This is a genomic window from Paraburkholderia sp. RL17-368-BIF-A (genome assembly GCF_046054045.1).
Classification (GTDB): Bacteria; Pseudomonadota; Gammaproteobacteria; order Burkholderiales; family Burkholderiaceae; genus Paraburkholderia; species Paraburkholderia graminis.
On sequence record NZ_JARESN010000009.1, the window covers coordinates 236,297 to 261,188 of the forward strand.

A 24,892-nucleotide genomic window follows, 5' to 3' on the forward strand; every position below is an offset into this window, starting at 1 on the left:
CAACACCCGATCGCCCCTTACATGTCCATGACGATGCGACGGCACCGTTGCGCCGCGCCCGTCATGCAAACGCGTATCGCCCCTCCTCGTCGCGGACGATGGCGCGGGTTGCCGCCGTGTCTTCGAGCCAGCGCACGATCTCGCGGCCATCGCGCGTTCCTGTCGCGGACATGAGTTCGGTGAAACGCTTCGGACCGTGCTCGAGTGCGGCTTGCAGCGAATGGAAACGCGCGCCCGTCAGAACCGGCGGCGTGGGAACGCGATGTTCGAGATCGCGCTGTTCGCCGGGGCGCAAGAGCGGCAGCGTCAGGTCGAAGCCGAGTTTGGCGGTGACCGTTGCGCCGGCGAGCGACGGGTCCAGCGGCATCGCGCGCATGCCGCCATGCATCACCATATCGCGGTCCGCCTGGAAGCGCGTGGCGAGCGCCCAGTCCATCTGCTCGTCCGAGAAGATATCGATGTCGGGGTCGACCACGAAAACATGCTTGACGTTGGCAAGCGACGCGAACACGGCCGCGATCGCGTTGCGCGCTTCGCCAGGCACACGCTGTTGCATCGCGACCCGCACGTTGAACATGCCGCCCGTCGCGGGACTCGCGTACACCGCCCTGATCTCGCGCACGGCCGTTTCCAGCGCGCGCCATACGGTGACTTCGGTGCGCAGCGCGGCCAGTTGCGCGGTATCGGTGCGCGCCATCGTGCGGCCGCCGATCGTGCAGGTCTGGAACACAGCGTCTTTGCGATGCGTGATCGCAGTCAGATGAAACACCGGGTTGGTCTTGATGCCGCCGTAATAGCCGAGGAATTCGCCATAGGGTCCTTCAGGCTCCGCGTGGCCGCGCTCGTCGAGATAGCCTTCGAGAATGAACTCCGCGTCGGCCGGCACCAGCAGATCGCTGGTGACGCATTTGACGACGCCCATCGGCGCGCCGCGCAACGCCGCAACCAGCTCGAGTTCGTCGGCGGGAATGCGCATCGTTGCACCGACGTGATCGATGGGGTGCGTGCCGACGGCGAAAGCGATCGGCAGCCGCTCGCCGCGCTTCGAATGTGCGAGCGAGATCGCGCGCAGATCGGACGGCGCCACGAGATCGATTCCGGCGGTGCGGCGCCCGCGCAGCATCAGCCGGCGAATGCCGACGTTGGTCCAGCCCGTGTCGGGGTCGACCGCGAAGTCGATAGACGCCGAGATATACGGCGCGCCGTCCAGATCGTGTTGCAGATGAACGGGCAGCGCCGTGAAATCGCAATCGTCGCCGGTCAGGACCACTTGCTGAACGGGTGCCTGTGCGCGGCTCACTTCGACGAGCTTGCCCTTCGTGCGCAAACGGTCGCGCACGACTTCGAGCAACTGGCCGGGTGTCGTGTCGAACGCTTTGGCAAGGCGCGAGCGGCTCGCCGCCACGCTGCCCGCGAGCGGCACGCTGCCGCCCGCCGGTTGCGCGAACCAGACGGCGCGCGGATTGCCTTCCATGATCGCGGCGATATCGGCCAGATCGACGGGCTCGCTGCGTCTATCGAGTTCGGTTTCGTCGAGCGAGTCGAGAAAGCGGCGCAGCCGGAAGCGCTCCAGGTCGGGCAGTTCCGCGCCTTGCGCGGTAGAAGCGATGGTGGTCTTCGGTCTCAATGTCGTGTCCTTGTGCGAGGGGCGGCGCGCGGCCCTCAGAAGCGGGCTGACAGCGCAGTGGCTGCAAGATGGGCGGCAAAGCCGCTCGAAGCCGCGGCGGGCATCTCCGGAGCGAGATGCAGGAACTGCTTGACGGCGCGCAGCGTGACGGCGCTGCAGCCGAGCAGCGTTTCGGTGAGCGCCCCGGCTTCGGCGTCGAGCGAGGCGGATGCAACGACGCGGCTCACGAGCCCCGCCGCCAGCGCTTCGTGCGCGGAGAGCCGCGCGCGGCTCAGCACCATGTGTGCAACTGTCTTGACTGGAACGCGTCCGATCAGCGCCGACATGACGAGCGTCGGCGGAATGTCGCGCTCCATCTCGGGGATCTGGAACACGGCGTCGTCGGCGGCAAGCGCGACATCGCAAACGCCCGCGAGCGCGCAGCCCACGCCGATCGCCTCGCCGCGCACGACCGACAGCACCGGCACACGCACCGCCTTCAGCGCATCGTAGAGCGCGAGCGGCGGCGCGGCGACGACGCGGCGCAGCGTTTCCGCCGACGGCTTCGCGCCTGCCGGCGGCATCGGAGACTGGCGTCCTTTGCAGAAGTCCTTGCCGCTCGTGACAATGCGCACGAGCTTGGTGTCGTCGTCGATCGTGGTCAGGGCGGCGATGATCGCATCGCTCATCGCCTGGTCGATCAGGTTGCCGTTCTCAGGACGGTCGAGCACGACTTCGAGCAACGCGCCCTCACGGCGGATAGTCACGGATTCAGTCGACATGAGCGCCTCCTTGCGCGCGGTGTATGTATTCCCAGATCACCCTGGGCGTGGCCGGCATCGCGAGTTCGTCGCTGCCGTAGTCGCGCAGCGCGTCGGCCAGCGCGTTGAAAATGGTGGCCGTAGCCGGCGTGATGCCGCTTTCTCCACCGCCTTTCACTCGCAGCGGATTGCCCTGCGTCGGATCTTCCGTCAGCTCCACGTTGAGCGGCGGAATCACGCCGGCGCGCGGCACGCCGTAGTCCATGTAGGAGCCGGTCAGCACCTGGCCGGTTTGGCGATCCATGTAGAAGCCTTCCGAGAGCGCCTGGCCGATTCCCTGCGCGAGGCCGCCATGCACCTGGCCTTCGACGATCAGCGGATTGATCGGCTGCCCCACGTCGTCCACCGACGTGTAGTTCACCAGCTCGACCGCGCCGGTGTCGGGGTCCACTTCGAGTTCGCAGACGGCCGCGCCGGTCGGATGGGCGGGCACGCGCGTGCTGACTTCCGCGTGGGCGTGCAGCTTTTTCGCCGATGGGTCGCCTGGCAGGCCGTCTTTCGCCACATGCTGCGCGATCCCGGCAAGGCTCACTCGACGGCCGCTCGCGGGCGCGGTGAATTGCGCGTCGGCGAATTCGACGCTCGCTGCGTCCACATCGAGCAAGACCGCGGCGACGCGCTTGCCGGCCGCAATGATCTGTTGCGCGGTATCCACGAGCAGCATGCCGCCGAGCCGCATGGTGCGATCCGAGTGACTGCCGCCGCCGACGCTCACGAACGCGGTATCGCCCGTGCGCAGCTTGACGGCTTCCATCGGCACGCCGAGATGATGCGCGACCACCTGCGCGAACGTGGTTTCGTGTCCCTGGCCGGTCGACTGCGTGCCCGACACGATATCGATGCCGCCGTCGGCGCGCACCGTCAATTCGATGCGCTCACGCGGCGCGCCCACCGGCGATTCGATGTAGTTCGCAAGGCCGATGCCGCGCAGCCGTCCCTGCGCGCGCGACTGCTCGCGGCGCTCCGCGAAGCTGTCCCATTGCGCGAGCGTCAGCGCGCGCGCCATGTTGCGCGCGAAATCGCCGCTGTCGTACGTGAGACCCATCGGGCTGCGATACGGAAGCCTGTCTCGCGGCACCAGATTGCGACGGCGAATTTCCGCGCGATCGATACCTAAGCCGGCCGCTGCAAGATCGAGCATACGTTCGATCACATGCGTCGCTTCGGGGCGGCCCGCGCCGCGATACGGCGCCGTGGGCACGGTGTTGGTCAGGACCGCGCTCACATGCACGGCGGCCACCGGTACGTCGTAGACGGTCGTCATGATGCGCGTGCCGTTCGACATCGGCACATACGAGACCGTGTGGGCGCCGACGTTGCCGATCCACTCGTTGTCGATGGCAAGCATGCGGCCGTCTTTGGAGAAACCGATTGTCGAGCGGATGATCGCGTCGCGCCCCTGGTAGTCCGATAGAAACGCTTCGCTGCGATCGCTCGTCCATTTGACCGGACGTCCGATGCGGCGCGCGGCCCATACGACGGCAAGCTGTTCGACATAGATGAACGAGCGCGGCCCGAAGCCGCCACCCGTATCCGGGCAAATCACGCGCACGTTCGCCGGCGGCACTTTCAGCGCCGCGGCGAGGCAAAGCTGCTGGCGCACCGCGCCCTGACTGCCGGAGATCAGCGTGTAGACGCCGGTTGCCGCGTCGTACGCGCCGATCGCGCTGCGCGGCTCCATCTGGCAATTGACGAGCCGGCTGTGATGAAACTCGCGGCGCACGACATGATCCGCTTTGGCGATGATCGCGCGCGCGGCGTCACGATCGCCGATCTGGGTCTGAAAGCACAGGTTGCCCGGCGCGCCATCCCAGAGTTGCGGCGCACCGTCCCGCATCGCGTCGTTGCCGTTGATCACGGCGTCGAGCACGTCGTAGTCCACATCGATCAGCTCGGTCGCGTTGCGCGCCTGCAGCGGCGTCTGCGCGATCACCATCGCGATCGCTTCGCCCACATGACGCACCCGGTCGACCGGCAACGGGAGATGGGGCTGATTGAAGATCGAGCCGGTCAGCGACGTGAGGAAAGCCTTCTTCGTCGCGTCGATGGCATCGACGGGATTCGGCACATGGTCCACCCCCTTGAAGCCGTCGTCGAGATAATCCTGACCCACCAGTACCGCGATCACGCCGGGCGCTTCGCGGGCGGCGGCGATGTCGATCGAACGCAGCACGGCGTGCGCATGGGGCGAGCGCAGAAACGCCGCATGCAACTGTGCGTCGACGTGAATGTCGTCCGTGTACTGGCCGTTGCCGGTGACGAAGCGCTGGTCTTCGACGCGAGGTATCGGTTTGCCGATCATGACGAGTGAGCCTCCGTCCTGGCGAACGGCGCATCCGGATACATTTCGCGAGCCGCGTGGCGAACGGCCTCGATGATGTTCACATAGCCCGTGCAGCGGCAGATGTTGCCCTCCAGCGCATGAGCGATGCTCGCCTGGTCGAGCGCCGGCTCTTGGCGCAGATAGAAAGCGCTCGCCATGATCATGCCCGGCGTGCAGAAGCCGCATTGCAGACCGTGGCACTTAACGAAAGCAGCCTGCACCGGGTGCAGCTTGCCGCCGCACGTTGCGTTGAGACCTTCGACCGTGACGACCTGGCCGCCGCTCGCCTGCGCGGCCAGCACGGTGCACGACTTGACGGCCTGACCGTCGAGAAGCACGGTGCACGCGCCGCACTGGCTCGTATCGCAACCCACGTGCGTGCCCGTGAGACGCAATTGCTCGCGCAGGAATTCGACCAGCAGCGTGTTGTCGGGCACGTCGCGCGCGACATCCGCGCCGTTCACCTGCAATTGGACATCAACCATGATTCACCTGTGTTTCCGGTTCTTGCGTTCATTGCGCGGCCTGGCTCGCTGCGCTCAGCGTCGCGTTGAAGCGTTTGAAGAATTCGGCGGCGAGCTTGTTCGCCACGGACGTAACAAGCCGCGAGCCGATCTGCGCGAGCTTGCCGCCGACCTGCGCGTCGGCCACGTAGGTGAGCAGCGTGCCGTCTTCGGCATCGGCGAGCGTCACGGTTGCGGTCATCTTGCCGAAGCCAGCGATACCGCCTTCGCCCTGGCCTACGATCCGGTAGCCGCTCGGCGCATCGCGATCCGACAGTTCGAGCGTGCCCTTGAAGCGCGCCTTGACGGGCCCGACCGACGCCACCACCACCGCCTTGTAGCGGTCTTCGCTGTCGGCCTCGAACGATTCGCAACCAGGTATGCATTCCTGCAGCACGGCTGCGTCGTTGAGTCCTTGCCAGACCTGTTCGCGCGATGCCGCGATGGTTTGCGATCCAGTAAATTCCATTCTTGTCTCCTCGATGAGCGTCCGCTGTGACGACGCAGTTACGACGCGGTTACGACGCAAGCAGCGCCTGCAGTGCGCGGCGGGTATAGGTTTCGATCAGATGAGCGCGATACGGCGCGGACGCGTTGTCGTCGTCGGGGAGCGTATTGCGGTCGATGCAAAGCGACGCGAGCGCCGCGTGCGAAAGGTCCTGCTGCAAGGCGTTTTCCGCATCGAACCAGCGGAACACCGACGCGCCCGCGCCCGTCACGGCGACGCGGATCGTATCGTCGTACTGGGCGATGAAGACGCCGGCCACCGCGTAGCCGGACGCGGGATGCCGGTACTTGGCGTAGGCCGCGCGCAGCGGAATCGCAAATTCGATTGCGGTCACGAGTTCGTCAGGGCGCAGCGCGGTCTCGAAGGTATCCACGAAGAATTCGTCGGCGGGAATGCGCCGTTGCGACGACGTGACGACGTGCGCATTCAGACCGAGCACGGCGGCGGGGTAGTCGGCGGCCGGATCGTTGTTGGCGACCGAGCCGCCCAGCGTGCCGCGGTTGCGCACCTGCGGATCGGCGATCACGCCAGCCAGGCTGGCAAGCGCCGGAATCGCGCCGCGCACGACGCTCGACGCCGCAACCTCGGCGTGTTTGCTCAGCGCGCCAATGCGTAAAATGCCGCCGTGCACTTCGATGCCACGCAGCGCGTCGATGCGCGTGAGATCGATCAGATGCGAGGGCGCGGCGAGGCGCTGCTTGAGGGTGGGAATCAGCGTCATGCCGCCCGACAGCGGCCGCGCTTCTTCATGCTCGCGCAGCCAGCCGACGGCTTCGTCAAGCGATGCGGCGCGCAGATAGGTGGTCTCGTACATGGTGTCTCCTGCATCGCGCCGGTTGTGTTGGCGCGCGTGCCTGACTGCTTAGCGCGGTCCGTTAAGGCTCCGAGAGCCAGTTTTCGAGTGCGGTCGCCAGCGCCACCGGCACTTCGTTCATTGCGTAATGCCCTGCATTGGTCAAGGTTTCCACGGCGGCATTCGGATACCACGTCAGCCACGTGCGCGCCGTCAGCTCCGCCGTGATGGCCGGGTCGTGTTCGCCCACGAAGAGTTTCACCGGCGTGGGATTGCCTTGCACCTGTGCGGCAAAGTCGCCGGTGGCCCAATGCGGCAGATAGGCCGCGAAAGCCTCGCGGCGCGATTCGCGCGCCGATTGCTGGGCGAGGTGCGCGCTCCATCGTGCGGCGAGCCGGCTGCCCGTCGAAAAGTGGATGATGCCCGCGCGCCTCGTCACGTCGCCGATTGCAGCGGCAAACATCGCGAGACGCGTGTCGTCCATGCGCGAGCCGCACGCGGGAACGGCCGACACCCCCGCCATCTTCACGATGCGCCTGGGCGCCGCCAGCATCGCCCGCTGCATCGCCATGCCGCCCATCGAGTGGCCGATCAGGCTGAAGCGCTGCCAGCCAAGATGGTCCGCGAGCGCAAGTACGTCGCTTGCCACTTCGTCGAAGGTGAATTCGCCGTCTTTGTCGCGCGAAAGCCCGTAGCCGCGATAGTCGAAGAACGCGTAGCTGAAGCGCTCGGGATCGAGTGCGGGCGTGAGCGCGTTCCAGTCGGCCGAACTGCCGAACCAGCCGTTCAGCGCGATGACTTTATGCGGGCCGCCGCCGAACTGCGCGAAGCCGTTGAGCGTCGTCATGGTTCAGTGTTCTCCGTGCGGCAGTGCGTTTGGCGCGTGCGGATACGGCGCGTGCGGATACGGCAGCGCCGGCGCGATGCGCGCGCGGCACTCGCCGAAGCCGATCGACACTGCGCCGGGCGCGCTCGCACGCGCACTCAGCACGATCTCGTCGCCGTCTTCGAGCGCGATGCGCGATTCGCCGCTCGGCAGCGCAAGCGGCTTCTTGCCCGCGTCGGTCAGTTCGGTCAGACAGGCGCGCGATTCATCGCTCGCACCGGAGATCGTGCCGCTGCCGAGCAGGTCGCCCGTGCGCAGGTTGCAGCCGTTGCTCGTGTGATGCGCGACCATCTGCGCAAACGTCCAGTAGAGATTGTCCAGATGCGTGTGCGTGATTCGCACGGGCTCGATGTGGTCGCGCCGCATTGCAGCCGTGGACAGTTGTGCGAACAACTGCAGGTCCAGACCGCCGCTTTGCTGGTCCTGCACGCCGCGAAGATGCGGCAGGATCGCCGGATCGCCGGCGGCGCGTGCGGGCGCCGCCTTGCGAAACGGGGCGAGCGCTTCGTCCGTGACGATCCAGGGCGAGATGCTCGAATGAAAGCTCTTTCCAAGGAACGGCCCCAGTACCTGCTCGAACCATTGAATGCTCTTCGCCGACCAGTCGTTGAGCAGACAGTAACCGAAGATGTGCGCGCGGGCGTCGTCGATCGGAATGGCTTGCGTCAGCGGGTTGCCGCGGCCGATCACGGCAGCCAGCTCCAGTTCGAAGTCGAGCATCGGCGCGGGCCCGAAACACACGCGGCCTTCCGCGTCGCGATACTGGCCGTACGGGCGCCGCACTTCGCCGCCGCTCACGCGCAGCGACGAAGCCCGGCCGTGATACGCGATCGGCAGCGATTTGAACGCGGCCGGCAGCGGATCGGCGAGGCCCTTGTAGCGGCCGTGGCGCTCGGTGTGATGAAGCGACGTCAGAAAGTCGGTGTAGTCGCCGATCGTGCACGGCAGTGTCAGTTGCACATCGTTCATGTGCGGCAGCACGGCGTCGATCGACGATTCGAGCCGCGAGCGTGCGGGCGCGTTCTGCGCGAGCAGCGCCGACAGTGCGCCGCGCAACGCGCTCACATGGCGGGCGTCGAGCGCCATTAGCGCGTTCAGCGTACCGTCGCGAACCGACGCGCAGGCGAGCGCCGCGTCGCCTTCCAGCAGCGCCGTGTCGTGCAGCGCGCGCAAATCGACGATGCGATTGCCGATTGCGACGCCGATGCGCAATTCGCCGCCGCGCACGAATGCGCCGAACGGCAGGTTCTGAATGGGGAAATCCGCGTTGCCGGCGTTCGCCGATTCGATCCAGCTGCGCCGCGCCGGATCGTGCGTGGAATTGAGCGCGCTCATGCGGGGCGTGTCTCCGATACTGCCTTGTTCTTTTCAGCGGTCCAGGCGTCGAGCACCGGCCGAGCCCGCATTCTATAACCCGCGAGTTCTTCGGCGGGCGCGACGGGCACCGTTAGTTCGACACGCAAGCCGTTCGGGTCGAAAAAATAGATCGAGCGGACGAAGTGATGATCGGTGACGCCGAGCACCTCGACGCCATTGTGGGTCAGCCGCGCTTTCATCGTTTCCAACTGTTCGAGCGTTGCCAGGCGCAGCGCGATGTGATTGACCCACGCGGGCGTATTCGGCGAGGCAAGCGCGGCGGTTCCATCGCCGAGATCGAAGAAGGCGATGTTCGAGCCGTCCGCCATTTCGAAGAACAGATGCACGTAGGGACAATATTCGCCGGTGCTCGGCACGCGGTCCAGGCGGATGACGTGCACGAGTGGCAGACCGAGGATGTCTTCGTAGAAGTGACGCGTTTCCTCGGCGTCGCGGCAGCGCCACGCAAAATGATGCAGGCCGAGCACCGGCGCTGGAGGATCGAGATGGATGGACACAGTGTCTCCTGGTATTGCTGGATCGTACGGGGGAGCGTCGCGCGAAACCCGGCGCGGGTCAGACTTCGATCGCGTCGACGTTGTATTCGAACAGCCAGTTGTAGCGCTCCTTCACGCGCTCCTCGCTCCACTCGCGGTCCACATAGGCGGCCGCGCCTTCCGCATGGGCAAGCTGCGGATTGTGAAAGCGCGTCGCGTTGGCCGCCGAACCGCGCACGACTTTCGCGGTGCGTTCGAGCCGCAGCGCCTCATAGCGTTGCAGTGCCTGCGGCACGTCGTGCGTATAGCGTTCGAGACAGCGCGCGAGCAGATAGCCGTCTTCGATCGCCATGCCGGCGCCTTGCGCGAGAAACGGCAACGTCGGATGGCAGGCATCGCCGAGCAGCGTCGCGTGGCCCTGGCTCCAGCGGGCCATCGGCTCGCGCACCATCAATGCCCATTTATACGGAATGTCGATCGCGGAAATCAGCGTGCGCACATCTTCGTGCCAGCCTTCGAAGTCGGCGAGACATTCGTCGAGCGTGCCGCGTTCGGACCATGATTCGACTTGCCAGCCCGACTTCTCGATCGCGCCGACGAAGTTGACGAGACCGTTGCCGCGCAGCGGATAGTGAATGACGTGCGCGCCGGGGCCGACCCAGTTCGCGCCGTAAGGCGAACGCAAGTGCTCCGGCAGCTTGCTCGCGTCGATCACGCCGCGCCATGCCATCACGCCGGAAAACACGGGCTCGTCAGGGCCGAAGAGCGCGTGCCGCACGCGCGAATGCACGCCGTCCGCACCGATCAGCAGATCGCCTTCGCAGGTTTCGCCATTGAGGGCCTGCACCAGCACCTTGCCGTTCTGTTGCGAGAAGCTCTCCACCTTATGGTTCAGGCGAATGGCGTCGGGTTTCATGGAGCGCACCACGTCGGCGAGTTTCTGATGCAGGTCGGCGCGATGCAGTGTGAAGTAGGGATAGCCGTAGGTCTCGCGCGATTGCGCGCCGAGATCGAACAGGCGCCATGTCTGGCCGGTGTTCCATAGACGCACGCGCTTGCCGAGCGGTTCGCACGCAAGGCCCTCGAGCGCATCGCCCGCGCCGAGCTGGAACAGCACGCGGGTGGCGTTCGGGCTCAGTTGCACGCCGGCGCCGATCTCCTTGAGCGCCTGCGCCTGCTCGAACACCGTGACATCGAAACCTTTTTTCAATAATGCGGCTGCGGCCGTCAATCCGCCGATACCGGCGCCTGCAATAACTATCTTCATTCGACGATTCGACCTTTTTCGTAATGAGCGCTTTTATCGATCTTCGTTATGAATCGATCGATAATCTTTATAAGTAGCCAACGCGGTGAAATCGGGAATCACTTTAATTCAGCGAATCGCGCGAAAGAAGCAAATTAATCCGAATGGATCATCACTGAAATTTGATAATCGGAACAGGCGCTGTGACAAGGGCGCGGTGGCCCTGAACGGCAGAGACGGCGGCGCGCCTACATGCCCCAGCGCTGCACCGTGGCGGCGTCCAGCCCGAACAGGTCGAGCACGCGGCCGAGCGTGTGATCGACCATGTCGGTCAGCGATTCGGGGTTCGCGTAGAACGCGGGCACGGGCGGATAGACGATGGCGCCGGACTCGGTTACCGCCGTCATGCTGCGCAGATGGCCGAGGTGCAGCGGTGTCTCGCGCACCATCAGCACGAGGCGGCGGCGCTCCTTCAACGTGACGTCCGCGGCGCGCGAAAGCAGGCCGCTGGTCATGCCCGTGGCGATTTCCGACAGCGTCTTGATCGAGCAGGGCGCGACGATCATGCCCATCACCGGGAACGATCCGCTCGAGATCGACGCGCCGATATCGGTGTTGGAATGGCAGACGCTCGCCATCGCGCGGATGTCGGCGACGCTGAAGTCCGATTCGTGAGCGAGCGTCACCTGCGCCGAGCGGCTCATCACCAGGTGCGTTTCGATTTCGAGCTTGCGCAGCAGTTGCAGGAGCCGCACGCCGTATATGACGCCCGACGCGCCGCTGATTCCAACCACCATGCGCCGCGGCAGCATGCCTCTTATATCCATACGAGTCTCCAGACGCAGGTTCTTAATGCCGACGCGGCGGATGGTAGCACCGGGTTCTGGCTAATAGAAGCGTGGGCGCCAATTAATCGCGCTTACCTGGTATTTTCACCGACCATTAAAAGCTTTATTCGTTTTGTTCGATGAGTTGATAAATAATTCACGATTCAAAAGCCTAAATCCATTCGCTACACTCCCGGCAACATCTGGAAGACGGCAGCGAACCGCGCAGCAGACCGGCGCCTGTCACCCACATGGGGATCGGTCAGCAGACATGCGGCCGGCGACAAAAAAGACATTGGAGACATGGGTTGAAAACGACGAGTCTGTTCTCAGGTGCGTGCGCGTTGGTGCTGGGGTGCCCCGCGTTCGCACAGTCATCGGTGACGCTCTACGGGAGCGTCGACGTGGGTGTCGATTTCGTGACGAACTCGCGCGGCGGGCATCTGTATCAGGAGTCGGCCGGCAAGCGCACGCCGGACCGTTTCGGCTTTCTCATCAAGGAAGACATTGGCGGCGGCAACACGGTTTTCGCGCGGCTGGAGTCGGGTTTTCTCACCAACACGGGCGCGCAGATCAATCCGGCCAGCTTCTTCAACCGGGACGCGTACGTGGGCATCACGAACAGCCGCTTCGGCTCGCTGAGTCTCGGCCATATCCCCGACTATGTGTACGAGTACGTGGGCGCGTTGAACAATTCGGTGCCGGGTATCTCGTCGTATTACACCGTGGGCAACCTGGACGGCCTCGCGAACACGCGCGCGCTCGACAACTCGGTGAAGTACGAATCGATCGACTACCGCGGCTTCCAGGCCGGTGCGATGAACGCCTTCGGCAACCAGACGAACTTCAGCGAAGGGCGTCAGTACAGCGTGGGTGCGCGCTACCAGAACGGCAGAGTCAAACTGGGCGCGGCGTATTCGATGTCGCACAACCGCACGGCCGACCTGTTCGGTATCTTCGGCGTGACCTCGGTACTCGGTCAGCGGCTCAAGCAGGGCACCCTGTTCAACGCCGACCGTTACAGCACGATAGCGGTCGGCGGCTCGGTGGTCGTGGGCGACTTCATTCCGCACGCCACCTTTACGGACGTGAAGCTCGAAGATCCGCAGGGCTCGGTGACGGAGCGCAACTATCAGGTGGGCGTCAACATCGACCTGAGCGGCGGCAAGCGCTTCTATGTGATGGGGATTTCGTACAACCGCTCCATGTTCGAGGGGCTGACGTACAACCAGTACAACCTGTTCATCACGCACTATCTGTCCAAGAGCACGCAGATCTATGCAGGCGTCGGCCTGCAACGGGCCTCGGGCACGAATGCGAAGGCGGAGCAGTTCGGCTATCAGCCGTCGAGTTCGAGTGCGCAGACGGTTGGACGTATCGGTATCAACCAGATGTTTTGACGTGACGCGGATGCCGTGTGCTGGGTAACGCGGCGGGCTTTGTTCACTAATTTCGATTTCATCATCGGGATTTTTTGATTCTGTCGCCCGCTGCCGGGCCGTATATTGAGGCTCCCGGCGCAGGCGCCAACGGGAAACAGAACGAAGCGGCGTGCGCGGCAACTGCGCCCACCGCCTGATCGGCATATTGGGACGCACATGCAAGCAGAGCGCACATTCAACATATCGACACTCATCGAAGAGCAGAAGACAGGACGTTTCGCGGTCGGCTTGCTGTTCTGGTGCTTCCTCATCATGCTGATGGACGGTTACGACCAGACGGCCGTGTCGTTCGCGGCGCCCGCCATCATCAAGGAGTGGCACGTCGCACGCGGCGGCTTTGGACCGGTCTTCGGCGCGGGTCTGTTCGGCACGTTGATCGGCTCGTTCATCTTCGGCTACTTCGGCGACCGCTTTGGCCGCAAGCGTGCGATCGTGTCGGGCAGTCTGTTTTTCGGTCTGCTGACGCTTCTGTCGGTGTGGGCAACTTCGCTGCACGAACTCATGCTGCTGCGTTTTATCGCCGGTCTCGGCATGGGCGGCGTAGTGCCGAATTCGGTTGCGCTCGTCGCCGAATACGCGCCCAAACGGTTGCGCGCCACATGGGTGACGCTGATGTTCTCGGGCTTTTCCATCGGCGCGGGGTCCGGCGGGCTGGTTTCGTCGGCGCTCATTCATCGCTATGGCTGGCCGGTGATGTTCGTCGTGGGCGGTATCGGCTCGCTCGCGGTCGCGTGCCTGCTGATCGTGACGCTGCCGGAATCCGCGAAGCTGCTGGTAGTGCGTCGGCGCAGTGTGGAAACGGTGCGCAAGCTCGTTGCGCGTCTGCGCCCCGAACTGGCGCTTCCCGCCGACGCGCAGTTCGTGCCCGGCGAAGTGCAGGAAAAGAAGCGCTTTGTGCTCAAGCTGATTTTCTCCGACGGCCTGCGCGCAATCACGCCGTTGCTGTGGATCGTATTCATCGTCAATTCAATGGCGCTGTACTTCTTGCAGAACTGGCTGCCCATTCTGATGGAAGGTGTCGGCATCAATCCGCAGAGCGCCGGTGTCATCACAACGATGTTCTCGGTGGGCGGCGTGCTCGGCGGACTGATCCTGTGCCGCTTTGTCGACCGTCACGGCGTGCTTGCGATCATCTCGTTGCCGGCGGTCGGCTGCCCCGTGGTCGCCTTCCTCGGGCATGGCATGTCGGAGGCGTGGCTCATGTTCGCCGTGTTCGCGACGGGTTTCTGCGTGGTCGGCGCCCAGTACGGGCTGTACGCGGTGGCGGGGATGATTTACCCGACCTCGTTCCGCTCGGCGGGCGTGGGCAGTGCAATCTCCGTCGGCAAGATCGGCTCCGTATCGGGGCCTGTGATCGGCGGAATTCTGCTGTCCATGCATCTGCCGATCTCGCAGATGTTTTACGCGGCGTCCGGACTCTTTCTCGTCGCCGCCATCTTCTCGACCGTGCTTGCCGTGTTGTACAAGGCGCGATTCGGCGAACAGCATAAACAGGACGACGCCCGCATCAAGGAGATGCGTTCCGCGCTGGGCGACTCCTGATCCGGACCAGACAGAAGCGTTCATACAATCAGCCGGCCGGCGCCGCAAACAGGCGAACGGCCGCAGCCATGGAGACCCGATGAGCCCGTACTTCGAACGTGCTTGTGGATGCGCGTCGGCGCGCGCCATGCGCCGCGCCGATGGGAGATACACGCGATGACTGTGCTTCCCGAAAGCGCCAGCGCTGTTGCCCCGGCCGTTGACATCACCGCGCTCATCGAGCGGCAGAAGTTGCGCGGCTTTTCGCTGGGCCTGATTGCATGGTGCTTCGTGATCGTGCTCATCGATGGCTACGATCAGGTCGCCGCTGCCTATGCCGCGCCCACGCTCGTCCGCGCATGGCACGTGAAGGCCACCGAGTTCGGTCATGTGTTCGGTTACGGCCTCGTCGGCGTGCTCGTCGGTTCGTTGCTGCTGGGCTTTCTCGGCGATCGCATTGGACGGCGTCTCACGATCATTTACGGCGTGTTGTGGTTCGGCATCCTGACACTTGCGTGCAGCCGGGCGGCATCGCTCGATCAATTGACCGTGCTGCGTTTTGTTGCGGGAATCGGCATGGGCGGCGTGGTGCCCAATACGGTCGCGCTGGTGTCGGAATATGCGCCGAAGGCACGCCGCGCGACATGGATCACGCTAATGTTCTCGGGCTTTTCGATCGGAGCCGGCGGCGGTGGCGCGATCGCTTCGTGGATGCTGCCGCGCTTCGGCTGGCCGGTTCTCTTCGAGGTGGGCGGCGTCGCGGCCATTGCGGTCGCCCTCGTGTCTTTCGCCGTGCTGCCCGAGTCCGTCCGTTTCCTGATCCTCAGGGGGCGGGCGCCGCGCGAAGTCGCCCGCATCGCTCGCCGTCTCGGTTCGGACAGCGTTTTCAACGACGCGGACAACCAGGCTGCGCGCTACATCGTTCAGGACGAAACGCGTATCCGCGCAACACCGCTCGCGTTGTTCGGCAACGGTCTTGTCCGTGTGACGCCTTTGCTGTGGGCGCTCTTTGTCCTGAATTCGCTCGCGCTGCATTTTCTGCAGAACTGGCTGCCGATTCTGTTCAGCATGAGCGCGCTGCCGGCGGCGCAGGCGGCGAAAGCCGCGATGATGTTTCCGGTCGGCGGGACGGTCGGTGCGCTCGCGCTGTGCCGATGCGTGGACCGTTACGGCATAGCGGTGATTCTGTTGCTCGCTTTGGTCGGCCTTCCGGTTTGCATCTCGCTCGGCATGCCGATGCCCGCTCTTTGGCTCTACGGCGCGTCGTTCATGAGCGGGGTATGCGTGATCGGCAGTCAGTTTGCGCTCTATGCGGTGGCCGGCATGCTGTATCCGACGATGTTGCGCTCGGCCGGAGTCGGCTCGGCCATCGGCATTGGCAAGCTCGGCTCGGTAATCGGCTCGGTGCTCGGAGGCGTCCTGCTGGCGATGCATTGGCCGGTTGCCGATCTTTTCATGAACGTGTCGGGCGTTTTCATCTTCATTGCGCTGTTGTCCGTCTGGCTGGGCTGGAACCGGCGCCGCGCAGCGAGCCAGTCGATCGCGTAACTCAACGCCGCTTGCCGGAACCAGGCGCGGCATATACGGGCAAGGCCGTGCGCGAGTCGACGCGTCATAGCGTCCACGGCATTTATCCGATTTCAAGAGCAGAGGTTCGCATCATGCTGTCCCTTTCCAACGCTTCCAACGCTTCCAACGCCTCCACCACATCCACCGCCGACATGGCCACACCGGTCTCCGAACCGGACCCGGTTAGCAACGCCGATGCGTTCGGCGCGACAGATCGTGCGGCGGCACCGGCCGGGCTGCGCAAGGCGATTTCGTTGCAGCAGCGCATTGCGTTGACGATGGCGTTGCTCGCCGCGCTGATGATCGCCATCGGCGTGCTCGGACTGGCGGGCGCATGGCGTGCGAACCAGGCGACGCGCGATACCTATGAGAACAAGCTGACGGCTGCGGTCCACATCGGTAACGCCGAACTGCTGATGGCGCGTACCCGCCTCGTGCTCGGCGGTGCAATGGCCGCGACGGACACCGCGCGCGCGGGGGAGCAGATTCGCCATGCCGCCGACTTCCTCAAGCAATCGGACGAACAGTGGCGCAGTTTCGTGAACGAGCCGCACGAAGCGGGCGAAGCGTCTCTTATCGACGCCGCGGGGCAGCGCCGCGACGCAATGCGTGTCGCGATGCGAGCGTTCCTCGACGCGCTGCAGTCAGGTGACCGGTCGACTGCGCAGCGGATCGGCGTATCGCAGTTGAGCACGCTGTTCAACGACATGAGCGCGGCGAACGACACGCTCAAACGCTCGCTGTATGCGAATGCGAAACGCAGCTACGACGACGCGGAACACTACTTCAAGCTTTTCTTTGCGGGATCGACGGCGATGCTTGCGTTCGGCATCGCCGCGGCGGCGTTCAGTTGGCTGGCGCTGCGCCGTGCGATCGTTGCACCGCTTCGCGACGCGCTTGCGCATTTCGACGCCATTGCGGCCGGAGATCTGAGCCGCACGGTTGCCCGTCACCGCGCCGATGAAATGGGACAACTGCTCGACGGACTGCATCAGATGCAGGCGCGGCTCGCGCAAACGGTAACGGCGGTGCGCGACAGTTGCGAATCGATCGGTACGGCCGTTGGCGAGATTGCTGCCGGCACGCTGGATCTGTCCGCGCGGACGGAAGAACAGGCGGCGTCGCTCGAGCAGACCGCCGCGAGCATGAGCGGGCTGACGGAGACGGTGCGCCGCAATGCGACGCGGGCGCAGCAAGCCTATGGCGTCGCACAGGAGGCGGCCTCGGCCGCGAACCAGGGCAACGATGCCGTCGAGGAAGTGAGCAAGACCATGGCGCGCATCGACGCCAGTTCGAGGAAGATCGCGGATATCACGGGAATCATCAAGGGCATCGCGTTCCAGACCAATATCCTCGCCTTGAACGCTGCCGTGGAAGCGGCGCGGGCCGGCGTGCATGGACGGGGCTTTGCCGTCGTCGCCGCCGAGGTGCGTTCTCTCGCGCAGCATGCGTCGACGGCTGCGAAGGACATTGGCGTGCTGGTGGCGGATTCCGTCGGCGCGGCGGCGGATGGCTCGACGCTCGTGACACATGCGGAGGGCGCGATCCGGGCCGTGCTCGACGCAGCCGGACGCTTTCGCGAAGTAATGAGCGAGATGACTGCCGCGGCCGAGGAGCAGCGCGTCGGCATCGAGCAGGTCGACGCCGCACTGACCATGATGGATTCGATCACGCAGCAGAACGCGGCGCTCGTCGAGCAGGCGAGCGCATGCGCCCAGTTGCTCGACGAGCAGTCCCGGCAGTTGAGCCGGCAAGTCGCGGTGTTTCGCATCGGCGCAGCATAGCGATGCCGGTGCGGTGCGGCCTTGCCTCAGCGCACGGCTCTTACGACCTACGACCTACGACTGTGACGACACCTGCTCGCGCCACCGATACGCCTGCTGCCATCCAAGCAAACGCTTGAGCTTCTCGTTACTCAGCAGGGTCTCGAACTCGCCGAGCGGTTTTTTGACCGGCACAGTCGGGTAGTAGGTCTTCAGCAGTTCGGCAACCGGGCGGTCCGAAGAGACGTCGTCGGCGGCGACATTCATCACCGTGTAGCCCAGCCCGTCTTTTTCAATGCCGAGACGGCAGGCCGCCGCGAGATCGCGGCCGTCGATATAACTCCATGCGATGCGCTTTCTCAACGCAGGGTCCTTCAGCCAGACGGGGAATTTCCGGTAGTCCTCGGGATCGAGTACGTTGCCGATACGGAAGCAGTAAATGTCCGAGCCCGTGCGCGCATGAAACGCCTTGGCCGTCACTTCATTAATGACCTTCGACGTGGCGTAGCTGTCCATCGGGTCCACCGGGTACTCCTCGTCGAGCGGAAAATACGCCGGGTCGCGATGGCGATGCGCGAACACCACGCCGTATGTCGTCTCGCTGGAAGCCACGATAACCTTCCTGATGCCGAGCTTCGCCGCCGCGTCCAGCACGTTGTAAGTGCCCATCACGTTGATGCGGAACACCTCGTTGTCGGTCGTGACGAGAATGCGCGGAATCGCCGCGAAATGCACGACCGCGTCAATCGGCTTGGGCTCGATGTCGTCGTCGAATTCCTTCGCCGTTGTAGTGGATGCGAACGCATTGAATACCTGTCCCGCATCGGTGATGTCGGTGATCAGGGTCCGCGCCGTGCCTTTGGCCATCGGTACGCGATCCACATTGAGCACTTCATAGCCGTGCGCCACCAGATCCTCGACGACCCATTTGCCGGCAAGTCCGCTGCCGCCCGTCACTATCACTCGCTTGGTCATGCCTTGTCTCCTTTACAGTTCATAAAGCCGTCCGGTTTTGCCGCGCCGTTGATCACACCACCCGCATCCTAACGCCGCGCCTCGCGCGAATGCTGTGACGCGCGTCATAGGCACGGGGCCTTTCATCGCGCTATCCGCACGCAATCTACGGGTGAATCCCGATACGGATCTATGACGGGCGTCACAGATTTCCGCGGGCCGGCGCTTCTATGATCTGTTCCGGGCTTGTAAAGAGGAGCGACCGGTGACCGCAATATCGTCGAAGAAGGAACCCCAGCCTGCGCCGTCGCGTACCGCGGAACGGATCAAGGCGTGTCTGCGGATACGCGAGCTGAACGTGCTGTCGGTGCTGCTGCTGGTCGGCTTGCTGATCAGCGTCTTCTCGCCGTACTTCCTCACGACCAACAACCTGATGGGCGTGTTCCGCTCGTTTTCGCTGATCGCGCTGATGTCGATCGGCATGATGCTCGTGATCATTACAGGCGGCATCGACCTGTCGGTGGGCTCGGTCATGGGCTTATCGTCGCTCGTCACCGCGCTCGCCTTCCAGCACGGTTACAGCGCGCCGGTGGCGATCGGCGCGGGGCTCGGCGTGGGAATCGCCGTCGGCGCGTTCAACGGCTTCATGATCACGTGGATACAACTGCCGCCTTTCATCGCGACGCTGGGCACGCTGTCGATCGGCCGCGGCCTCATGTACATCGTCACCAAAGGCGTGCCCGTCACGCCCGACGTGCCCGACAGTTTCACCTTCGTCGGTCAGGGCTATATCGGTTTCGTGCCCTTCCCGGTCGTCATTCTTCTGGCGATGACAGCCGTCTTTTCCATCGTCATGCGGCAGACGCGCTTCGGCCGTCATGTCTATGCGACGGGCGGCAACGAAGTGGCCGCGCGCCTGTCCGGCGTGCGCACGGCCCGCGTCAAGTTCTCGGTCTATGTGCTGTCCGGACTGATCGCGTCGATGGCGGGCGTCATCGCGTTCTCGCGCTTCGTATCGGCGGAGCCGGCCTCCGGTTTCGGCGCCGAACTCGACGTGATCGCGGCGGCCGCCATCGGCGGCGCGAGCCTGTCGGGCGGCGCGGGCAGCGTGGAAGGCGCGATCATCGGCGCGGCGCTCGCGGGAATCATCACGAACGGCGTGGTGCTGCTCAATATCGATACCTATGCGCAGCAGGCCATCACCGGCTGCGTGATTCTGATTGCCGTCAGCATCGACATCTGGCGCGTGCGCCGCAAGGAACGCTAGAAACACTAGAAACACGAGTCATACCGAGTGCCGCGAACACAACATCAGGAGACATGCATGAAACTCACGCAACGTATTACCGCGGGCGCGTTGGTCGCGCTGGCCGCGTCGGTCGGCACAACGGCTCACGCGAAGGACGCAAAAGATATTTCGGTGGCCGTCATTCCCAAAGTCGCCGTGCCGTTCTTCGACGACTGCAACAAGGGTGCGAAAACGGCGGCCGACAAAGCCGGCGTGAAATACCAATGGGTGGTGCCGCAAAACACCCAGGGCTCCACGCAGGTACAGATCATCGAAGATCTGATTTCAAGGCACGTGGATGGCATTGCGATATCTGTCAATGAGCCGAAGTCGGTCGAGAGCGTGATGAAGCGCGCGGAGCAAAGCGGCATCAAGGTGCTGACGTACGATTCGGATTCGCCGAAAAGCGGCCGGTCCATGTATATCGGCACGAACAACGAACAGGCGGGCGCCACCATGGCCGAGACAATGGGCAAGGCGCTCAACGGTCAGGGTGAAGTCGCGATCATCACGGGGCAGCTCGGCGCGGTCAATCTGAACGAACGCATTGCCGGCATCAAGAAGGGCCTGGCGAAGTATCCGGGCATCAAGGTGGTCGAGACGCAAGGCACCGACGACGACCTGGCGCGCGGCGTGTCGGTCGTCGAAACCACGCTGCGCGCGCATCCGAACCTTAAGGGCATTTTTGGCGTGAGCCAGGTCGGCGGGCCGGCGGTCGCGAAAGTGCTCAACACGCGGGAATTCGGCGCGATGAAGGGCAAGCTCGAAGTGCTTGCCTTCGACGATCTTCCGGACACGCTCAAAGGTCTCAAGGACGGCTACATTCAGGGCATCATGGTCCAGCGCCCGGTGACGATGGGCTCGCTCGCGGTCGACCATCTCGTCGCGCAGATCCAGGGCCAGGAGGGCCAGCCGAAGGACATCGACACGGGCGTGACCGTGGTCACGAAGGACAACATGACCAGCTATACGAAGTGATGAGCCCCGTGACAGGCGTTCCGTTTCTGGAGATGCGCAACATCTCCAGAACCTTCCCCGGCGTCAAGGCGCTCGATCGCGTGAATCTCGAGATCCGCGCGGGCGAAGTGCTCGCGCTTGCCGGCGAGAACGGCGCCGGCAAAAGCACGTTGATGAAGATACTCACCGGTATCTATGCGCCCGACGCAGGCGGCACGATTCTCATCGAAGGGCAGGAAGTCACGCTGGCCGACAGCCATCACGCTCGCGCGCTCGGCGTGAACATCATTTACCAGGAACTGGCGGTCGTCGGCAATCTCACCGTCGGCGAGAACATCTTTCTCGCGAGGGAACCGCGCACGCGGCTCGGGCTGATCGACCGTCCGCGCATGTATCGCGAGGCGCGCGAGGTGCTGGCCACCATCGACATGGATATCGATCCCGCCACGCGCGTCAGCGAACTGAGTGTCGGACAGCAGCAGATGATCGAGATCGCCAAGGCTTTGTGTGCGCAGTCCAGGGCCATAATCATGGACGAGCCGACAGCGTCGCTCAGTCATCACGAAACGGGCGTACTGCTGGGGATCGTCAAGCGCTTGCGCGAACGGAACATCGCCGTGGTGTATATCTCGCATCGTCTGGAGGAGATCTTCGAACTCGCGGATCGCGTGACCGTGCTGCGCGACGGACGCACGGTCGGCACGGCGCCGATTGCCGAGATGACCCGCGAGACGCTCGTGCGCATGATGGTGGCGCGCGAGTTGAGCGAACTCTACGGCGAGCCGGATTCTCATGCGAGCGTGGAGGCCGTGCTCGAAGTGCAGGCGCTGTCGCTCAAACCGGTCAGAGGGGCGGCGCCCCGCATTCGCGACGTGAGCTTCACGCTGCATCGCGGCGAAGTGCTTGGCATTGCCGGCCTGGTCGGTTCCGGGCGCACCGAAATAATGGAAATGATCTTCGGCATGCGGGCATGCACGGGATCGATCAGGATCGACGGCAAGCCGGTGGAGATCCGCAATCCGCACGATGCGATCAGAGCCGGCATGGGCTTCGTTACCGAAGACCGCAAGGCCCAGGGGCTCGTGCTCGGCATGAGCGTGCGCGAGAATTTCAGCCTCACGCATCTCGAGCGCTATTCGCCGTTCCAGTTCGTCCGGCATGCACGTGAACGCGAGAGCTGTCAGCATTTCGTGCGCATGCTGGGCATCAAGACGCCGGGCGTGGAGCAGAAGGTCGTCAACCTGAGCGGCGGTAATCAGCAGAAGATCGTGATCGCCAAGTGGGTCGCGCGCAGTCCGAAAGTGCTGATCGTCGACGAGCCGACGCGCGGGATCGACGTGGGAGCCAAGGCGGAGGTGCACGCGCTGATTGCGAGGCTCGCGGCCGAGGGCATTGGCGTGATCGTCATCTCTTCCGATCTTCTCGAAGTACTTGCCGTGAGCGACCGGATTCTGACGGTGCGGGAAGGCTGCATTAGCGGCGAATTGAGCAGGGCGGAAGCATCGCAGGAAAAGGTGATGGCACTCGCCACCGCCTGAAAATCATTCAACGAAGTAACGGACACGAACATGACCACGATCGTCGTTATACATACCGGCCCAGTCACGGTCGACCCGCTCAAGGCGCAATTCGCCGCGCAATTAGCCGATGCGCGGGTCGTCAATATCGTCGACGACAGCCTGCTTGCCGATGTGCGTTCGGCGGGACACCTGACGCCCGAAGTAACGCGCCGCCTTTATAGCTATATGGCGAATGCGGAAGCGCTCGGCGCGGACATCATTCTCAACGCGTGCTCATCGGTGGGCGAGGCGACCGATCTGCTGCGCGGCATGATCCGCACGCCAATCGTCAAGGTGGACGAAGCGATGGCTGACGAGGCCTGCGCGCTGGGACCGCGGGTCGGCGTGGTCGCTACCGTGTCCACGACGCTGGAGCCCACGGTGCGCCTCATTCGCAGGAAGGCTGTCGAGCGCGGCGTTGAGATCGAGGTGACGGAATGCATCGCGCAAGGCGCATTCGAAGCGCTGCTTGCTGGCGACGCCGCGAAGCACGACGACATCCTCAAGCGCGCGATTATCGAGCTTGCCGGACAGGTGGATGTGATCGTGCTCGCGCAAGTCTCGATGGCGCGCCTCGTGCCGTCGCTCGGCTCGCTCCCGGTGCCGGTGCTGTCGAGTCCGCAGAGCGGCGTGGCGTCGGTCAAGCGCGCATTAGCGGCGCTCTGAACTCGCGCGGCGCCTGGCTTGCGCTTGCCGGCACGGCCGTAAAGCTGGGCGCTCTTGTGATGTAGCGCGTGACGAACGCAGGCGTCAGCACGATCTTGCGCTCGTGCATGTCGACGAAGCCTTCCGCCTTCAGGTCGCTGAAGTGCCGGTTGACGGATTCGCGCGACGTGCCGATGAATTCCGCGAGCTTGTCCTGTGCGATCGGCAAGTCGATCAGGATGGTATCGCCGTGCTCCGGGTGCTCGTGGGCCGCACCGACCTGGCCGGCGAACATGACGAGGATGTTGACGAGCCGCTTTCTGACATCGTGCAGCGAGAGATTCTCGATCAATTGCTGTGCTTCCTGCCAGCGCAGATAGTGATTGCGCAGCACGAACTGATTGATGACGTCGTAACGCGCGAGCAGTTCCTTGAAATCGGCCTTGCGGATATAGCAGACCATGCTTGGCGTCAGCGCCTGCGCGTGATGGGAATAGTTCTCTTCGTTGAGCACGTCGCCGTCGCCGAAAATCATGCCCGCCTTCACGAACGCAAGCGTGATTTCCTGGCCGTCCTCGGTCAGACGGTAGAGCCTTACGCTGCCGCTCTTGAGCAGGTACACGTGCTCGCTCGATTCGTCCGGCCGATAGATCACGGCGTTCTTACGCAGCGTGCGATGGTCGCTAAAGGCAGGCATGACCTCGTCGAGGCAATGACATTCGATCAAAGAGAGCAGTTCGCTCTTGCCGACAAACCACATTGTCGTCTCCTTAAATTTGCCTTGCGAATGCAGCGCCCATTCAGGCGTTTGTAATAGCGCGGCGTTGTGCGATTCATTCTACACACCGACCATAAAAACGCGCTCGGCACAGCACGTTTAGCACTTTGCAAGGCATCGCCGCGCAAGCCCGATTTTGCGCAACGCAGCGCGGCGAGAAGCGTGCATCGACAAGGATGAGCGTCTGGACTTGCTGCGCGTGCGACGCAATTCGCGGCTCGTGAAGGGCGGTAGACGCGAGAAAAAACCAAGGGAAACTCCCTACAAAAACATCAGATGTCTGATGTATATTGGGCGCAGTGACGAGCGAGAGACAACATGCGCCTGAGCGTAGAGCGATCGATGAGCGACAAGATCCAGGAGTCGCTGCTGACCATGATTCGTGAGCGCAAGCTCAAGCCGGGTGACCAGATTCCTACTGAACTGGAGCTCTGCGAACTGCTTGGCGTCGGCCGTTCGAGTTTGCGCGAAGCAGTGGCGCAAATGATCTCGCATGGACTGCTTTCACGGATTCAGGGGCGCGGCACCTTCATCAGACAAATTTCGTTGAAGCTGCAAGGCGGCCTCGATGATCTGATGTCTGTAACTGACATGATCAGGAGCGTGGGCGCCGTACCTTCCACGAGCCGTATTCAGATGGACAGCATTGCCGCATCGGAGAGTCTTGCCGAGAAGCTTGGAATCGCGCCGGGCGACAGTTGCATCCGCATCGAACGGGTGCGCCGCGCCGACGATGCAATTGCCGCTTATTGCATCGACACGATTCCGAAGACGCTTTTCGATGAGGCGCAGGGTGAGTTGGGCGAATCGCTATTCGGCATGTTTGCGCGGACTGGCCGGCGTTTGTCGCATACGCACACGTCGATACAGCCCACCATTCTCACGCCGCGCGATCTGCCCGAGTTGGGCGATGGTTTCGGCATGTTTCTGCTGCTGGACGAAGTGGATTTCGATCAGAGCGGCGAGCCGCTTTGCTATAGCAACGACTACTACAACACGAGCATCTTCAAGTTCGACCTGGTGCGCAAGCGTCGCTAAAGACGTCTTTGG

At 63.7% G+C, this 24,892-nt stretch carries 22 protein-coding genes; 9 read left to right on the plus strand and 13 right to left on the minus strand.

From position 1 onward, the window contains the following. Nucleotides 1-61: 61 nt before the first annotated feature. The 11 genes from P0D87_RS17980 to P0D87_RS18030 form a co-directional block, all read right to left on the minus strand. Complete coding sequence (locus P0D87_RS17980) at nt 62-1,627, minus strand: UbiD family decarboxylase (protein WP_006049751.1); 1,566 nt, start codon at nt 1,625-1,627, stop codon at nt 62-64. Nucleotides 1,628-1,662: 35 nt separating this feature from the next. Further along, nucleotides 1,663-2,388: an enoyl-CoA hydratase/isomerase family protein gene (locus P0D87_RS17985; RefSeq protein ID WP_053860192.1), complete on the minus strand. Its 726-nt coding sequence runs from the start codon at nt 2,386-2,388 to the stop codon at nt 1,663-1,665. Further along, on the minus strand, nt 2,378-4,729 hold the full coding sequence (locus P0D87_RS17990; protein ID WP_053860193.1) for a xanthine dehydrogenase family protein molybdopterin-binding subunit: 2,352 nt from the start codon (nt 4,727-4,729) through the stop codon (nt 2,378-2,380). The genes P0D87_RS17985 and P0D87_RS17990 overlap by 11 nt, the downstream gene beginning before the upstream one ends. Then, a complete protein-coding gene (locus P0D87_RS17995; RefSeq protein WP_053860194.1) occupies nt 4,726-5,235 on the minus strand; it encodes a (2Fe-2S)-binding protein in 510 nt (169 codons plus the stop codon). Before P0D87_RS17995 ends, P0D87_RS17990 begins: the two co-directional genes overlap by 4 nt. 28 nt (nt 5,236-5,263) lie before the next feature. Next, nucleotides 5,264-5,722, minus strand: a complete 459-nt coding sequence (locus tag P0D87_RS18000) for an SRPBCC family protein (RefSeq protein WP_053860195.1) — start codon at nt 5,720-5,722, stop codon at nt 5,264-5,266. A gap of 49 nt (nt 5,723-5,771) precedes the next feature. After that, entirely contained in the window at nt 5,772-6,575 is an 804-nt protein-coding gene (locus P0D87_RS18005; protein ID WP_053860196.1) for an FAD binding domain-containing protein, read from the minus strand. A 61-nt stretch (nt 6,576-6,636) separates the two neighbouring features. Further along, on the minus strand, nt 6,637-7,401 hold the full coding sequence (locus tag P0D87_RS18010; RefSeq protein ID WP_053860197.1) for an alpha/beta fold hydrolase: 765 nt from the start codon (nt 7,399-7,401) through the stop codon (nt 6,637-6,639). A gap of 3 nt (nt 7,402-7,404) precedes the next feature. Next, nucleotides 7,405-8,775 carry a fumarylacetoacetase gene (fahA, locus tag P0D87_RS18015; protein ID WP_053860198.1) on the minus strand — a complete coding sequence of 457 codons (1,371 nt, stop codon included), beginning with the start codon at nt 8,773-8,775 and terminating at the stop codon, nt 7,405-7,407. Next, nucleotides 8,772-9,314, minus strand: a complete 543-nt coding sequence (locus P0D87_RS18020) for a VOC family protein (protein ID WP_171800023.1) — start codon at nt 9,312-9,314, stop codon at nt 8,772-8,774. Before P0D87_RS18020 ends, fahA begins: the two co-directional genes overlap by 4 nt. Nucleotides 9,315-9,372: 58 nt before the next feature. Beyond that, a complete protein-coding gene (locus P0D87_RS18025; protein ID WP_053860199.1) occupies nt 9,373-10,560 on the minus strand; it encodes an FAD-dependent monooxygenase in 1,188 nt (395 codons plus the stop codon). Between the two features lie 227 nt (nt 10,561-10,787). Further along, the gene (locus tag P0D87_RS18030) at nt 10,788-11,366 is read right to left on the minus strand and encodes a UbiX family flavin prenyltransferase (RefSeq protein ID WP_006049741.1); all 579 of its coding nucleotides are present in this window, start codon (nt 11,364-11,366) and stop codon (nt 10,788-10,790) included. A 308-nt stretch (nt 11,367-11,674) separates the two neighbouring features. On the opposite strand from P0D87_RS18030, the gene P0D87_RS18035 reads away from it, so the two are divergent. The 4 genes from P0D87_RS18035 (at nt 11,675) to P0D87_RS18050 (ending at nt 17,682) form a co-directional block, all read left to right on the plus strand. After that, complete coding sequence (locus P0D87_RS18035; protein WP_053860200.1) at nt 11,675-12,766, plus strand: porin; 1,092 nt, start codon at nt 11,675-11,677, stop codon at nt 12,764-12,766. A gap of 198 nt (nt 12,767-12,964) precedes the next feature. Next, nucleotides 12,965-14,350 carry an MFS transporter gene (locus P0D87_RS18040; protein ID WP_006049739.1) on the plus strand — a complete coding sequence of 462 codons (1,386 nt, stop codon included), beginning with the start codon at nt 12,965-12,967 and terminating at the stop codon, nt 14,348-14,350. A 156-nt stretch (nt 14,351-14,506) separates the two neighbouring features. Further along, nucleotides 14,507-15,877 carry an MFS transporter gene (locus tag P0D87_RS18045; protein WP_053860842.1) on the plus strand — a complete coding sequence of 457 codons (1,371 nt, stop codon included), beginning with the start codon at nt 14,507-14,509 and terminating at the stop codon, nt 15,875-15,877. A 113-nt stretch (nt 15,878-15,990) separates the two neighbouring features. Then, the gene (locus P0D87_RS18050) at nt 15,991-17,682 is read left to right on the plus strand and encodes a methyl-accepting chemotaxis protein (protein WP_082367252.1); all 1,692 of its coding nucleotides are present in this window, start codon (nt 15,991-15,993) and stop codon (nt 17,680-17,682) included. Between the two features lie 54 nt (nt 17,683-17,736). On the opposite strand, the gene P0D87_RS18055 is transcribed toward P0D87_RS18050, so the two are convergent. Further along, a complete protein-coding gene (locus tag P0D87_RS18055) occupies nt 17,737-18,636 on the minus strand; it encodes an NAD-dependent epimerase/dehydratase family protein (RefSeq protein ID WP_053860202.1) in 900 nt (299 codons plus the stop codon). A gap of 244 nt (nt 18,637-18,880) precedes the next feature. On the opposite strand from P0D87_RS18055, the gene P0D87_RS18060 reads away from it, so the two are divergent. From P0D87_RS18060 to P0D87_RS18075, 4 genes are read left to right on the plus strand one after another with little or no spacing between them, the layout of a single operon-like run. Continuing rightward, a complete protein-coding gene (locus P0D87_RS18060; RefSeq protein ID WP_082367160.1) occupies nt 18,881-19,882 on the plus strand; it encodes an ABC transporter permease in 1,002 nt (333 codons plus the stop codon). A 57-nt stretch (nt 19,883-19,939) separates the two neighbouring features. Continuing rightward, complete coding sequence (locus P0D87_RS18065) at nt 19,940-20,881, plus strand: sugar-binding protein (protein WP_006049734.1); 942 nt, start codon at nt 19,940-19,942, stop codon at nt 20,879-20,881. Then, entirely contained in the window at nt 20,881-22,398 is a 1,518-nt protein-coding gene (locus P0D87_RS18070; RefSeq protein WP_053860203.1) for a sugar ABC transporter ATP-binding protein, read from the plus strand. Before P0D87_RS18065 ends, P0D87_RS18070 begins: the two co-directional genes overlap by 1 nt. A 30-nt stretch (nt 22,399-22,428) precedes the next feature. Continuing rightward, nucleotides 22,429-23,085, plus strand: coding sequence for an aspartate/glutamate racemase family protein (locus P0D87_RS18075; RefSeq protein ID WP_006049732.1), 657 nt, complete (start codon nt 22,429-22,431; stop codon nt 23,083-23,085). Here P0D87_RS18075 and P0D87_RS18080 read toward each other — a convergent pair. Continuing rightward, nucleotides 23,060-23,824, minus strand: a complete 765-nt coding sequence (locus tag P0D87_RS18080; RefSeq protein ID WP_006049731.1) for a Crp/Fnr family transcriptional regulator — start codon at nt 23,822-23,824, stop codon at nt 23,060-23,062. The genes P0D87_RS18075 and P0D87_RS18080 overlap by 26 nt on opposite strands. A gap of 360 nt (nt 23,825-24,184) precedes the next feature. Between P0D87_RS18080 and P0D87_RS18085 the strand changes: the two genes are divergently transcribed. Further along, nucleotides 24,185-24,880 carry a GntR family transcriptional regulator gene (locus P0D87_RS18085; protein ID WP_006049730.1) on the plus strand — a complete coding sequence of 232 codons (696 nt, stop codon included), beginning with the start codon at nt 24,185-24,187 and terminating at the stop codon, nt 24,878-24,880. Nucleotides 24,881-24,892: the final 12 nt, after the last annotated feature.